This is a genomic window from Gordonia sp. WA4-43, from assembly GCF_020520305.1.
In the GTDB taxonomy this organism is placed as follows: domain Bacteria; phylum Actinomycetota; class Actinomycetes; order Mycobacteriales; family Mycobacteriaceae; genus Gordonia; species Gordonia hongkongensis.
In genome coordinates, this window is record NZ_CP084736.1 from 3787865 (window position 1) to 3801271 (window position 13407).

Consider the following 13407-nt stretch of genomic DNA (forward strand, 5'->3'; position numbering starts at 1 on the left):
ACCCGAGGCGGGGTTCACCAAACCGAGAGGAGGCGCGCTCAGCCCGCGGCGCGGGACTGCCGGAAGGACTCGATCGCGGCGAGATCGTACGAGTTCGCCGCGGTCCCGATGCCCTGGGCGACGTGCGCGGCCACCGCGCAACCGAGTTCGGCGGAGTCGGCGAGACCGAGCCCGCGCAGCCGGCCGGTCAAGAACCCGGCGGAGAACGAGTCGCCGCAGCCGGTGGTGTCCACGACGTCCACCTCGAACGCCGGCACCGTGACCACATCGTCGCCGGTCACGACCAGTGCGCCGTCGGCGCCGCGGGTGAGCGCGACGCAACCGACGCCGCGGTCCAGGAGGGCCCGTGCGCCGTCGGTGAGGTCGTCGGTTCCGGTCAGTCCCCGGATCTGGTCGTCGTTGGGCAGCAGGTAGTCGAGGTGGGGAAGTGCGTCGGCGATCCACTCGAGAAGGCCGGGGTCGCCACCCGACAGGAGATCGGCCGACGTCGTGATCCCGCGGTCGCGCGCCCGGCCGAGGAGCTCTGCGGCGACCGCGCCGCCGAGGAACTCCGGGCCGCCGAGGTGCAGGTGGTCGAGCCCGGCCAGCGCGTCTGCACCCAGGTCGTCGAGCGTGAACTGCGCATTCGCCCCGATGCAGTGCCATGCGGGACGGTCCCCGTTGGGTCGGATGGGTATGACCGATGACGACGTCTGGACCCCGGGCTTCGGAACCAGGCCGCCGGTGTCGACGCCTTCGGCGTCCAGCAGTGCGGTCAGCGAACGCCCGATCGTGTCGTCGCCGATCGCTCCGTGGGTCCGGACCGTGGCGCCCAGCCGACTGAGGACGAGCGCGGTTCCGCCCGCGGTACCGGCGGCGGAGAAACCGATGGACTGGACGAGCGCGCCGTCGGACCCCGCCGGGATGGACTCGATCCCGACGACGTGGATGTCCAGCACATGGACGCCCACGGTTGCGATCGTCGGCGGTTCGAGCAGCGGTGAGGGTGTCACGTCCGGTTCTCCTTGGGTGCCCCGTAGTCCAGCCGGATCGCTTGGGCGACGGTGGACTGCTGTTGGTCCTCGGTGAGTTCGCGAGGCCGGCCCATGCTCATGGTCCGGTGATAGAGGGTCGCGAGCCACTCCAGCAGCAGGGCGTTCTTCACCGCGTGGGCCAGGCTGGAGCCGCGTGCCACCGAACCGTGGTTCGCCATCAGCGCGACCTGGGTGTCGGCCAGCGCGTCGGCGACGATCCCGGCGAGCTCCGGGCTCCCGAACGTGGCGTACGGCGCGACCGGGATGGCACCGCCGAGGCCTAGTTGTTGGTAGTGCAGCACCGGCAACGAGGTCAGTCCGCTGACGCAGGCGACCGCGGTCCCGAAGGGTGCGTGGGTGTGGACGATCGCCTGTGTGCCGGTTTCCTCGTAGACGCGGAGGTGCAGGTCCAGCTCGGACGACGGCGCGATCGGCCCGTCGACGACGTCGCCGGCAAGGGACACCACCGTCACGTCGGTCGCGGCACAGTTCGCGAGTACAACCCCGGTTCCGGTGATCGCGACGTGATCGCCCGCACGCGCCGACACGTTGCCGGAGGTGCCGATCAGGAGACCTTCGGCCGCCAGCCGTCGAGCGGCCGCGGCGACCTCGTCGCGTATCGACGGGTCGCTCATCGGCCGAATGTGTCGGTCCGCACTCCGCGGAGAAGGATCGCCGGGCATGTCGCGGAACTCGGAGCGCATTCGGTACGTTGGGACCACATACCGGACATTTACGCACATGCCTTTGCTCCCGGCACCCGGTATGAAACACCCGAGCACCAGCGAGAGAGACGATGAGACGCGGAAAGCGCCGAAAACGCCGACGACACCAGTCGGCCCCCTGTTGTGAATTGAATGACCCGGGTGTTCCGCCCGGCCCCGACGCCGGGACGGTCTCATGCTGACCCTCCTCGGAATCGGACTCGGAATCCTGGTGGTCTTCCTGATCACCGCCCTCACCGGTTACTTCGTGGCCCAGGAATTCGGCTACATGGCGGTCGACCGGTCCCGCCTCAAAGCCCGTGCCGAAACCGGTGACGCCGCCGCGAAACGCGCGCTCGCGGTCACCCGCCGCACGTCCTTCATGCTCTCCGGCGCCCAGCTGGGCATCACTGTCACCGGCCTGCTCGTCGGCTACGTGGCCGAACCCCTGATCGGTTCCGGCGTCGGCGAGCTGCTCGGCGGCGTGGGTATCCCGGTGGGCGTCGGTGTCGCGATCGGCACGATCATCGCGATCATCTTCTCCACCGTCGTGCAGATGGTCTTCGGTGAGCTGTTCCCCAAGAACCTCGCCATCGCCCGGCCCGAGCCGGTCGCACGGTGGCTCGCCCGTTCGACGACGATCTACCTGGCCGTGTTCGGTTGGCTCATCGCATTGTTCGACAAGTCGTCGAACCTGCTGCTGCGAGCGCTGCGCATCGAGCCCGTGCACGACGTCGAGCATTCGGCGTCGGTGCGCGACCTAGAGCACATCGTCGCCGAGTCCCGCGACGCGGGTGACCTGCCCGACGAGCTGTCCGTCCTGCTCGACCGTGTGCTCGAATTCCCCACGCGCACCGCAGAACACGCGATGATCCCGCGACCGAACACCGACCATGTCGACGCCGATCTGGCGGCGGGTGAGGTGCTGACACTGATGAGCACCGGCCACACGCGGTACCCCGTGCTGGCCGGCGGTGACGACGAGGTACGCGGTGTGATCCACCTCCAGGACCTCCTGGAGTGGAGCTACGCGCTGAAAAAGAAACCGCCGCAGGCTGATTCGTCGGCCACCGCGGTCGACCTGTGTCGTCCCGCAGTGGTGGTGCCCTCGACGCTCCCGCTGCCCGAGGTGTTGGAGACCCTCGCGGACGCACAAGACGAGATGGCGGTGGTCATCGACGAATACGGCGGTTTCGCCGGGGTCGTGACCGCCGAGGACATCGCCGAGGAACTGGTCGGCGAGATCGACGACGAACACGACTCCGAGGCGACCGTCGCGATCGAGGAAAGCCCCGAGGGATGGCGCGTGCGGGGTGACGCACACGTCGACGAGGTTTCCCGGACCGTCGGCTGGGACCTCCCCGAAGGCGACTACGAGACGATGGCCGGACTGGTGATCGCCGAGTTCGTCGGACTCCCGGAGGTCGGGGACACGGTGACGATCGAGATCGATCCCGATCCGTCGACCCTGCTCGAAGACGACGAGGCGCCACCCCGCACCGTGCGGGCCACGGTGCTCGAAGTCGACAAGCGCGTCCCCGCTCTGCTGTCGATGAGCGTGGCACACAACGACAACAACCCGGGCGAGAAGAAGAACCCGGCCGAGAACGGAGAGGAGAGCGACAATGGATAACCCGTGGGTCGTCGCGGCCGTCACCGTGGGCCTGATCGCGTCCAGCGCCTTCTTCGTCGCGGTCGAGTTCGCCCTGATCGCCGCGCGTCGGCACCGGCTCGAAGACGCGGCCGCGACCAGCGGCAGCGCCCGCGCAGCACTGCGGAGCGCATCGGAACTGTCGGTGCTGCTCGCCGGGTCGCAGCTCGGCATCACGGTGTGCACGCTGGCACTGGGTTCGGTCACGAAACCCGCTGTGCACTACTGGCTCACGCCGCTGTTCGCCGGCTGGGGTCTGCCGTACTGGTCGGCCGACGTGATCGGCTTCGTTCTCGCCCTCGTCATCGTGACGTTCCTACACCTCGTCGTCGGTGAGATGGCGCCGAAATCGTGGGCCATCGCCCACCCCGAGAAGTCGGCGATCATGCTCGCGATCCCGATGCGCGCCTTCATGTGGGTGACCCGTCCGTTCATCGTCCAGCTCAACCACCTCGCCAACTGGTGCCTCAAGCGCGTCGGCGTCGAGCCGGTGGATCAGGTCGCGACCGGGCAGGACAGCGACGCCCTCCGACACCTGGTGGAGCACTCGGCCACCGTGGGCACACTCGACGAGCGATACCACGCCCATCTGACGAGTGCTCTGGAACTGGAGTCGTTGACCGTCGGCGACGTCGTGACCCCCAACGACCATCTGGCCGTCGTCGGTCCGGCCGCGGACGCCGATCAGATCCAGACGGCCGGCCGGACCTCGGGCCACCTGCGCCTGCTGGTGCGCGACGATGCGTCCGGGGCGCCGGTCCGCGGTGTCGTGCATGTGCGCGACAGCCTGACCGCGTCGCCCGGCACCACGGCGGCCGATCTCATGCGCCCGGTCCTGAGCGTCGAGTCGGCGCAGCCGGTGTACGAGACGCTCACCGCCATGCGGGAACAGCGCGCCCACCTCGCGCTCGTCACCGATGGGGGCCGCGCGGTCGGACTCATCACCATCAACGACGTGCTCCAGCGGTTGCTTGCGACCACGGCGTAGGAGGGTTGACGAGCGTGCGTCGCTTACCCTAATGGGGGTGGATCGGCGTCCTGCAGGGGATGCTGGTTTGTGTGAGCCTTCCCGGCCGGTGACCACTCCGAGACCCTGAAACGGTGTCGGATTTCTACACGAAGACCGTGGCCCGGCCGGGTAAGGATCACCCGCTAGAACGCTTCTGGGATGTCGTGCCCCCTGAACCATGTGGGGTGAGCACTGATCCATTAGGCCGCGTCAAGGGTGATCACCCCAAGGTTCACACCGACGATCGATCGAGACGACCGAAGACGAGGTGAACGACCGACATGATCTGTGTGGGCAACGACTGGGCGTCGGATCATCACGACGTGTGCGTGATGGATGAACACGGCACCACCCTGGCCACCCGCCGACTACCCGAGAACGCGGCCGGCGTGACGGCGATGCATGACCTGCTCGCCCGGTTCGCCCACGACCCCTCTGAGGTGGTGGTGGGGATCGAAACCGATCACGGCATGTGGGTCGCCGCCCTGGTCGCCGCGGGCTATCAGGTGTATGCGATCAACCCGTTGTCGGTGTCGCGGTACCGCGACCGCCACCATGTCGGGGGCACCAAATCCGATAAGGCTGACGCGAAAACGCTGGCTGATCTGGTGCGGACCGACCGGCACAATCATCGATTGGTCGCCGCCGACACCGTCGAGGTCAAGGCGATCACGGTGATGGCCCGTACGCATCAGAATCTGGTGTGGGCGCGCTCAGCACAACAGAACGTGTTGCGCGCTCAACTGGGCGCCTACTATCCGGCCGCGGTCGATGCCTTCGGCGGCGACCTCGCCCACAAAGACTGCCTGGCGGTGTTGCGTCGCGCTCCCACCCCACGACAGGGAGCGGCACTGACGGTCGCGGCGATCCGATCAGCTCTGAAACAGGGTGGCCGCCAACGCAATACCGATACCCGTGCCCGCGAGATCCAGCAGGCCCTGCGTGGGGGCGGTCATCTGAGCGCACCGGAGGCACTTACCGCAGCGTATGCGGCGACCGTGACCGTGACGGTGAACATGCTGACGACGCTCAACACCCAAATTGATCAACTGGAAACCAGTATGGCCCAGTCTTTTAGAGCGCATCGCCGACGCCGAGATCTACCTGTCCATGCCCGGAGTCGGTGACATCACCGGCGCCCGGATGCTTGGCGAGTTCGGGGACGACCCCGAACGCTATGCCACCGCCAAGTCTCGCAGAAACTATGCCGGCACCTCACCACGGACCATCGCCTCAGGCAAAGGGCACGTCGTGCTGGCCCGCCATATCCGCAACACCCGCCTCAACGCCGCCGCCATGGCGATGGCGCAAAGCGCGCTGACCGGCAGTCCCGGCGCCCGCGTCTACTACGACAGCCTGCGAGATCAGAAGAAGTCCCACCCCCAAGCCTTGCGTGCGCTCGCCAACCGGCTCATCGGCATCCTCCACGGCTGCCTCAAACACCGCACCCTCTACAACGAACACACCGCCTGGAACCACCGCGCCAACCTCGCCGCTTGACACCTTGCACCCCTGGGATGTCTTCGTGGCTCGTCGCTTGCGCTCCTCGCACCTCAGGGAGCAGGGGTTATGCGTTCAGGGATTAGGGAACGGGGGAGTGGGCCGCTAGGTCCACTCGTCGGCCGTCAGGAACCACGGTTCGGTCGGCAGCGCGGCGGGGTCGAACCGGTTCGCCAGTTGCTCTGCGCGCACGGGCTCGTCCCGGCCGCCGAGCCCCAGTGAATGGGCGATGCGGGACAACAAGGTCGACGTCGCCACCCCTGCGGCGGCGAGATCGGCCAGGGTCACCGCCCCGTCCCGCTTGCTGAGCCGGATTCCGTTGGCGTTGAGCACCATCGGGACGTGCGCGTACGTCGGCGGGGTCTTCCCGAGCAGCGTCGCCAGGTAGGCCTGCCGGGGCGCCGACGACAACAGATCGTCCCCGCGGACGACCTGGTCGACGCCCTGCGCGGCATCGTCGACGACGACGGCCAGGTTGTAGGCGGGGGTGCCGTCGTTGCGCAGCAGCACGAAGTCGTCGACCGCGCCCATGTAGGGGCCGTGCAGCAGGTCATCGACGCCGTACTCCCGGACGTCGGCCCGCAGCCGGATCGCGGGTGGCCGGGTGGCACGGCGTTCGTCGCGTTCGGCGGCGGTGAGGTCGCGGCACGTGCCCGGGTAGGCGCCCTGCGGCGCATGGGGTGCGGACGGCGCGTCGAGGATCTCTCGGCGGGTGCAGAAACACTCGAAGGTGCGGCCGGCGTCGCGCAGGTCGTCGAGGACGGCACGGTATGCCTCGAGCCGGTCGGTCTGGTGGACGACGGGCGGGTCCCAGTCGAGGCCCAGGGCCGCGAGATCGGACAACTGCCGGGAATCCGCGCCCTCGACGGCTCGGTCGAGATCCTCCATCCGGATCAGGAATTGTCGGCCGGTGGTCCGTGCGAAGAGCCAGGCGAGCAGGGCGGTCCGCAGATTGCCGACGTGGAGGTCCCCGGAGGGGGAGGGCGCGTACCGGCCCGCTCGCTGCGTCGACACCGCGTCGAGATTACCGGTCGGCGATGAGAATCCGCGCCGTGGCCGGTCTGCCTGTAACGGCCCGACGACCACACCCCGGGTATGCGGCGGCGCGTAGGCGTTGCGGTCCCCTCGACGAGTGAGGAACGATGAGTTTCATGGATCTCCCGGTCATGCCGCCTGTTGCGCCGATGCTGGCCAAGGCGGTGACCAGCGTGCCGCCGCAGCCGGACGGTTCGGTGGCGTGGTCGTATGAACCCAAGTGGGATGGTTTTCGCGCGTTGGTCTTCCGCGACGGCGACGAGGTGACGATCGGTTCGCGAGGCGGCAAGGACCTGGCCCGGTACTTCCCCGAGATCGTCGCGGCGGTGAAGGACGAACTGCCCGACAAGGTGGTCCTCGACGGTGAGATCGGGGTGCCCGCGCTCATCGGCGACACCCATCGCCTCGACTGGGATTCGCTCGCACAGCGGATCCATCCGGCGGAGTCGCGCGTCACCATGCTCGCGGAGAAGACACCGGCGATCTTCATCGGGTTCGACGCGTTGGCGCTGGAGTCGACGAGCGTGATGGGCGAACCCTTCGAGGTGCGCCGGGAAGCGTTGCTGCGGGCCGTCGGTCCGGGCGGACGGGACCGACGCGTGCATGTCAGCCGGGTGACGAGCGACCCGGCGGTCGCCGAGGACTGGTTCTCCGCCTTCGAAGGCGCCGGGCTCGACGGCGTCGTCGCCAAGCGACTGGTCGGCGTGTACGTCGAGAACAAGCGGGAGATGCTGAAGATCAAACACAAACGGACCGCGGACTGTGTGGTCTTCGGGTATCGAATCCACAAGTCGGGCAAGGGGATCGGATCGATGCTGCTCGGACTGTACGGTGACGACGGCGAACTGCGGATGGTCGGCGGGGCCGGGGCCTTCTCCGACGCCAAGCGGATCGAGTTGCAGCAGATGTTCGAGCCGATGCGGCTGGACCCGGAGAAGGCATCGCCGGGCGAGCCGACGCGGTGGCGTTCGGAGAAATCGGGGGAGTGGATCCCGATCCGTCCGGAGCTGGTCGCGGAGTTCGCCTATGACCAGATGGAGAACCATCGCTTTCGGCACACGGTGAAATTCCTTCGCTGGCGGCCCGATCGAGAACCGGAGAGCTGCGGTTACGACCAGCTCGACGTTCCGCTGACCTACGATCTCCACGACGTCCTCGAAGGAGAATGACCATGGCATCTCGTTCGCCCGCCGAGGAACTCGACGTCGACGGGGTCGCCGTCCGGATGAGCAACCCGGACAAGATCTACTTCCCCGAACTGGGCGAGAACGGCGGCCGCAAGCGCGATCTCGTCGGGTACTACCGCACCGTCGCACTCGGCGACACGGGTGGCAGGGCCGACGACAGCGGCGACGGACCGCTGATGCGCGCCACCCGCGACCGCCCGACCTTTCTGCAGCGCTTCCCCGACGGCGTCGAGGGCGAGGAGATCTACCAGAAGCACATCGCGAAGAAGCGGCCCGAGCATGTGCAGTCCACCCCGATCGTGTTCCCCTCCAAACGAACCGGCGACGCGATCCGTCCCACGGTGCCGGCTGATCTCGTGTGGGGCGCGAACCTGGGGACCGTCACCTTCCATACCTGGCCGACCCTCCACCCCGACAACGACCATCCCGATCAGCTTCGCATCGACCTCGATCCGCAACCCGGCACGACGTTCGAGGATGTCCGGCGTGTGGCGATCGAGGGGCTCAAGCCCCTGCTCGACGAACTGGGCTTCACCGGTTTCGTGAAGACCTCGGGCGGTCGGGGAGTACACGTGTACGTGCCCATCGAACCGCTGTGGGACTTCATCGCGACCCGACGCTGCGTCATCGCGATCGCCCGGGAACTCGAACGCCGCGACCCGGACGCGGTCACCACATCGTGGTGGAAAGAAGAACGCGGAGAACGGATCTTCATCGATTACAACCAGAACGCCCGCGACCGCACTATGGCATCCCCGTACTCCGTTCGACGCAGCGCCCGCGCCCGGGTGTCGACGCCGGTGACGTGGGACGAACTCGCCGACGTCGATCCGGACGACTGCACCATCGCGACCGTCCCGAAGCTCCTGGAAGATCGCGGCGACCCATGGGCCGACATCGCCGACCACCGGCGCGGCGTCGAGAAACTGCTGGAGATGGTGCAGGCCGACGACGCAAACGGACTGGGCGACATGCCTTATCCGCCCAGCTATCCCAAGATGCCGGGCGAGCCGCCGCGCGTACAGCCGAGCAAGAAGGTCGCCGAGCACTGGGATGAGAAGGGCAACCGACGCTCCGACGGCTGATGCCCGGGTTCCGTATGGGTCAGCGGCGCAGCGCCTCGGCCGCCCAGGTCGCGAAACTCTGCCAGCCCACATCAGGGAACCGGCGGTGCAGCGTCGGGATGTCGACCTCGTACCCGCGGTCGCCGAGGAACGTGAACATCGCCCGCATGTCCTCGGACTCGATACGTTCGGGATCGTAGGACTCCGCCGTGACCGTGGTGCCGAGAACGTCGCCGATGATGCGCGCCATCTCCTCGGGCGTCGGCTGATCGGACGCGAGGTCGATGCGCTGGCCGACGTGGACGTCCGGGGCGGCGAACAGAGTGGCGACGAGTCGGCCGAGGTCGCGCCGCGAGAGTTGTTGCAGCGGCTTGTCCGCGGGCATCGCGATCGGCATCACGCCCGCCGCGAGCGCGTCGGCTCCGCCGAGCAGGTTGTCGAAGAAGTAGGCCGGGCCGACGATCGTGTGCGGGATCTCGGTGGCTGCGAGCATCTGCTCGACCTCGAACTTGGAATCGAAATGCGGCACGCCGGTCTGACGATCGGCCGAGGCCACCGAGGAGAACACGAGGTACGGGATCGACGCGGACGTGGCGGCTTCGATCAGCGCACGACCCTGACCGATCTCGGCCTCGACGCCGGATTCGAACGGGGTGGTGAGCGCGAACACGCCCGCGGACCCGGTGAATGCCTCGGTGAGACCCGACCCGCTCACGATGTCCCCGACGGCGAGTTCGACGCCTCGGTCGGCCAGGCGTGCCGCCTTGCTCGACACCGCGTCCCGCACAACGGCGCGGACCGGGAAACCGGCCTCGAGCAGCGCGTCGAGCACAGCGCCGCCCTGCCCTCCGGTGGCTCCGACGACAACGACAGGAGAGGAATCGGCCATGTCGTCGACCCTAGCGGTCACACTCGACGGCCGGACGGTTTGGGTGAGTGCGCCGTCGGCGGCTATCATCTCGACGTTGGAGGATTCGCCTAGTGGCCTATGGCGCTCGCCTGGAACGCGGGTTGGGTTAACAGCCCTCAGGGGTTCGAATCCCCTATCCTCCGCCACCGAAGGTCCGCAGTGACACCCGTATTACCGGGTGACACTGCGGACCTTCGTCGTATCCCCGAGCGTGCGGGCCGAGTGTGATCGAGCCGCGCGGACCGGTTCGAGGACCCCGGCTCCGGCCGCCGGAACCCCTCGCTACACTGGACGACGGATCCCGCGCGGCGTGCATCCTGTGAACTCCCCCAGGGCCGGAAGGCAGCAAGGGTCAACGGGCTCTCTCGGGTGCGCGGGGTCCCCTATTTTCCCGATACGAAGTTTCAGGTCAGGGGCGTCGGCCACCCGCACCGGCGTCGAGCCGCGAGAGGGCCAACGTTGAATTTTCACTCGATGAGTGCCGACCAACTCCGGAACACCCAGACGGAACTGACCAAGCAATACGAGGCGCTGCGCGCGCTGGGTCTCAAGCTCGACCTCACCCGCGGCAAGCCGGCCCCCGAGCAGCTCGATCTCTCGAACGGTCTCCTGTCGCTGCCCGGTGACGAGTATCGAGACGGCGCGGGCACCGACACCCGCAACTACGGCGGACTCAACGGACTGCCCGAGTTGCGCGGCATCTTCGGGGAACTCCTCGCCGTCGACCCCGACAACCTGCTCGCGCTCGGCAACTCGAGCCTCGAGATCATGCACGACCTCACGGTCTTCGGGCTGCTGCACGGCACCGCCGACTCCGACGAGCCGTGGGGACGTCAGACGATCAAGTTCCTGTGCCCGTCGCCCGGTTATGACCGCCACTTCGCGATCACCGAGAGCTTCGGCATCGAGATGATCCCGGTGCCGATGCTGCCCGACGGCCCCGACGTGCGGGTGTGCGCCGAACTCGTCGCCTCCGACCCGAGCATCAAGGGCATGTGGGCGGTGCCCACCTACTCGAACCCGACCGGCGTCACCTTCTCCGAGGAGGTCACGCGCGGGCTGCTCGAGATGTCCGCGGCGCCGGACTTCCGGATCTACTGGGACAACGCCTACGTCGTCCACACGCTGGTGGAGACCCCGCCGACGCCGCTGCCGATCCTGGAGATGGCGGCGCAGGCCGGGCACCCGAACCGCGTGTACGTCCTCGGCTCGACGTCGAAGATCACCTTCGCCGGCGCCGGCGTCTCGTTCTTCGGGTCGTCGCCGGAGAATCTGGCCTGGTTCAGCAAGTACCTGTCGCTGAAGACCATCGGACCCGACAAGGTCAATCAGCTGCGTCACCTCAAGTTCTTCGGCGATGCCGACGGTGTGCGGGCGCACATGGCCCGCCACCGGGAGATCCTCGCTCCGAAATTCAAGCTCGTGCTCGACATCCTCGAGGACCGTCTCACGGAGTCGAAGGTGGCGTCGTGGTCGGAGCCGGAGGGCGGCTACTTCATCAGCCTCGACGTCGTCGACGGCGCGGCCCGACGCACCATCGAGCTGGCCAAAGAAGCCGGTATCGCGCTCACCGCCGCCGGATCGGCGTTCCCGTACAAGACCGATCCGCACGATCAGAACATCCGACTCGCACCGACGTTCCCGAACACCGACGACCTGCGGGCTGCGATGGACGGGGTATCCACGTGCGTGCTGCTGGCCGCGGCGGAGACCCTGCTCGCCCGCTCCAGCTGACCCGACACGCCGATCCCGGCGTTAGATTGCTCTCATTCTCCGGCGAGTGCGCTGGCGTGCGCGCCACTTTGTGACAGGCTTTCAAATCGTGAATCTGCCCAGGCCGGTTCTTCTCGCAACCGGTTTCGCCGTCGTGGGGGTCATCGCACTGGCACTCCAGGATGTCGTCGTACCCCTGGGCGCCCAATTCTGGGGTTTGCTGCACAACCAGATCGATCTCTCGGTGTATCAGGCGGGTGCCCGGGCGGTCGCCAACGGCGTCAGTCTCTACGACGTCAAGATGATCGGCGACCTGGACTACACCTACTCGCCGTTCTCCGCCTTGCTGTTCAGTCCGCTGGCCTGGATGTCCTTCGACGTCGCTCGCATGTTGTGGTCGGCGGGCATCGTCGTGGCGCTCTATCTGGTGATCATGCTGAGCTTCCGCAGCCTCGGCCGGCCGGTGACCTGGCCACTGCGCGTGATCGCGGCGTCGCTGGTGGCGGTGGCGATGTTGTTCGAGCCGGTTCGTACGACGATCTGGTACGGGCAGATCAATGTGTTCCTGATGCTCGTGATCGTGGCCGATCTGGCGCGTCCGGACGGTGGACGCCTCAAGGGGTTCTGGACCGGAGTCGCCGCGGGAATCAAGCTGACGCCCCTCATCTTCGCCGGCTACTTCCTCGTGCAACGGAACTGGCGCGCCCTCGCCGGGGTGGTGGGCGGCTTCGCCACCACCATGCTCATCGGGTTCGCCGCCTTGCCCGGGGACTCGTGGTCGTACTGGACGGGCAAGCTGTTCGAGTCCGACCGGGTCGGCTCGGCTCAGTTGCGCGGTAACCAGTCCCTGCGCGGCATGCTGGCCAACCACCTCGACACCGACAATCCGCCGACGCTGCTCTGGCTCGCCCTGGTGCTGGCAGTGCTGGCGGTCGGCTTCGCGGTGGCGACGTACGCCCATCGCAAAGGTCAGGAACTCCTTGCCGTCAGCATTGTCGGGATGACCGCCTGCGTGGTGTCGCCGATGTCGTGGGGCCACCACTGGGTGTGGTTCATCCCGATCCTGGTCATCGGAATCCACCTCGTTCTCGACGCCCGGCAGCCGCGGGCACCGCGGGTGTGGGCCGGCGTGGGCGTGGCGGCACTGGTGCTACTCGCGTTTTCGTGGCCGACGCATGTACCGGCGCTGATCCCGGACGGCTATTACACGGGGCTGTACGTCAAGACCCGCATCACGTGGCTCAACTGGTTCACGGTCAGCCCCTATCTGTGGGCCTACCTCGGCGTGCTCGTCGCGACGGTCGTCGGCCTGCGGATGGTCGGCAGCCGTGGCTACTCCACGCCGACGCCCGCCGACCCGATCATCCCGCCCGGCGTCGCGGCTGCGGTGATCGCCGAGGGCGGGCTGCCGACCGGCGATGCGGGCGGCACCGGCAGTGAGGGCACACGACGGCCGGACACGGATGGCGAGGAGTCCGGGCCGCGCGACTCGCGAGGCACGTCCGGGCACACTTTGCGTACTTCGGAAGACACCCGCGGGATGGCCGATGACCTGGTCGGAACCGATGGCGAACCCGTCACCGAGACACCCGATCAGGGGCCCGCTGCACCAGTGTGAGGC

The 13407-nt window shown here is 67.7% G+C and carries 10 protein-coding genes, 1 tRNA gene, 1 other RNA gene and 1 pseudogene; 9 read left to right on the forward strand and 4 right to left on the reverse strand.

The window, feature by feature from the left end; all coding sequences use genetic code 11:
- Positions 1–38: 38 nt before the first annotated feature.
- Complete coding sequence (locus LEL84_RS17020; protein WP_226512261.1) at positions 39–992, reverse strand: carbohydrate kinase family protein; 954 nt, start codon at positions 990–992, stop codon at positions 39–41.
- Positions 989–1648: a class II aldolase/adducin family protein gene (locus LEL84_RS17025; RefSeq protein ID WP_226512262.1), complete on the reverse strand. Its 660-nt coding sequence runs from the start codon at positions 1646–1648 to the stop codon at positions 989–991. The genes LEL84_RS17020 and LEL84_RS17025 overlap by 4 nt, the downstream gene beginning before the upstream one ends.
- A gap of 265 nt (positions 1649–1913) precedes the next feature.
- Here LEL84_RS17025 and LEL84_RS17030 point away from each other — a divergent pair, with 265 nt between their 5' ends.
- The 3 genes and pseudogenes from LEL84_RS17030 (at position 1914) to LEL84_RS17040 (ending at position 5877) form a co-directional block, all read left to right on the forward strand.
- A complete protein-coding gene (locus LEL84_RS17030; RefSeq protein WP_226512263.1) occupies positions 1914–3350 on the forward strand; it encodes a hemolysin family protein in 1437 nt (478 codons plus the stop codon).
- Positions 3343–4356, forward strand: a complete 1014-nt coding sequence (locus LEL84_RS17035) for a hemolysin family protein (protein WP_226512264.1) — start codon at positions 3343–3345, stop codon at positions 4354–4356. Before LEL84_RS17030 ends, LEL84_RS17035 begins: the two co-directional genes overlap by 8 nt.
- A 302-nt stretch (positions 4357–4658) precedes the next feature.
- Positions 4659–5877, forward strand: a pseudogene (locus tag LEL84_RS17040) (IS110 family transposase).
- 105 nt (positions 5878–5982) lie between these two features.
- Here LEL84_RS17040 and gluQRS read toward each other — a convergent pair.
- Positions 5983–6891 (reverse strand): tRNA glutamyl-Q(34) synthetase GluQRS, encoded by a 909-nt coding sequence (gluQRS, locus tag LEL84_RS17045; RefSeq protein ID WP_226512265.1) that lies wholly within the window; start codon positions 6889–6891, stop codon positions 5983–5985.
- 137 nt (positions 6892–7028) lie between these two features.
- On the opposite strand from gluQRS, the gene LEL84_RS17050 reads away from it, so the two are divergent.
- Together LEL84_RS17050 and LEL84_RS17055 are read left to right on the forward strand one after the other, a co-directional pair.
- Positions 7029–8081 carry an ATP-dependent DNA ligase gene (locus tag LEL84_RS17050; protein ID WP_226514338.1) on the forward strand — a complete coding sequence of 351 codons (1053 nt, stop codon included), beginning with the start codon at positions 7029–7031 and terminating at the stop codon, positions 8079–8081.
- A 2-nt stretch (positions 8082–8083) separates the two neighbouring features.
- On the forward strand, positions 8084–9184 hold the full coding sequence (locus tag LEL84_RS17055) for a DNA polymerase domain-containing protein (RefSeq protein ID WP_226512266.1): 1101 nt from the start codon (positions 8084–8086) through the stop codon (positions 9182–9184).
- A 19-nt stretch (positions 9185–9203) separates the two neighbouring features.
- Here LEL84_RS17055 and LEL84_RS17060 read toward each other — a convergent pair whose 3' ends face one another.
- Entirely contained in the window at positions 9204–10052 is an 849-nt protein-coding gene (locus LEL84_RS17060; RefSeq protein ID WP_078111806.1) for an NmrA/HSCARG family protein, read from the reverse strand.
- Between the two features lie 78 nt (positions 10053–10130).
- On the opposite strand from LEL84_RS17060, the gene LEL84_RS17065 reads away from it, so the two are divergent.
- From LEL84_RS17065 to LEL84_RS17080, 4 genes are all read left to right on the forward strand, one after another.
- A tRNA-Ser gene (locus LEL84_RS17065) sits at positions 10131–10219 on the forward strand.
- 147 nt (positions 10220–10366) lie between these two features.
- Positions 10367–10461, forward strand: an RNA gene (gene ffs, locus LEL84_RS17070) — signal recognition particle sRNA small type.
- A gap of 71 nt (positions 10462–10532) precedes the next feature.
- Complete coding sequence (locus LEL84_RS17075; protein WP_226512267.1) at positions 10533–11807, forward strand: aminotransferase class I/II-fold pyridoxal phosphate-dependent enzyme; 1275 nt, start codon at positions 10533–10535, stop codon at positions 11805–11807.
- 88 nt (positions 11808–11895) lie between these two features.
- Positions 11896–13404, forward strand: coding sequence for a glycosyltransferase 87 family protein (locus tag LEL84_RS17080; RefSeq protein ID WP_226512268.1), 1509 nt, complete (start codon positions 11896–11898; stop codon positions 13402–13404).
- Positions 13405–13407: the final 3 nt, after the last annotated feature.

Bases quoted from the DNA above. Each gene is read 5' to 3' on its own strand.
- LEL84_RS17055 (WP_226512266.1), top strand. From the start codon at position 8,084: ATGGCATCTCGTTCGCCCGCCGAGGAACTCGACGTCGACGGGGTCGCC.
- LEL84_RS17030 (WP_226512263.1), top strand. From the start codon at position 1,914: ATGCTGACCCTCCTCGGAATCGGACTCGGAATCCTGGTGGTCTTCCTG.
- LEL84_RS17025 (WP_226512262.1), bottom strand. From the start codon at position 1,648: ATGAGCGACCCGTCGATACGCGACGAGGTCGCCGCGGCCGCTCGACGG.
- LEL84_RS17050 (WP_226514338.1), top strand. From the start codon at position 7,029: ATGGATCTCCCGGTCATGCCGCCTGTTGCGCCGATGCTGGCCAAGGCG.
- LEL84_RS17060 (WP_078111806.1), bottom strand. From the start codon at position 10,052: ATGGCCGATTCCTCTCCTGTCGTTGTCGTCGGAGCCACCGGAGGGCAG.
- LEL84_RS17035 (WP_226512264.1), top strand. From the start codon at position 3,343: ATGGATAACCCGTGGGTCGTCGCGGCCGTCACCGTGGGCCTGATCGCG.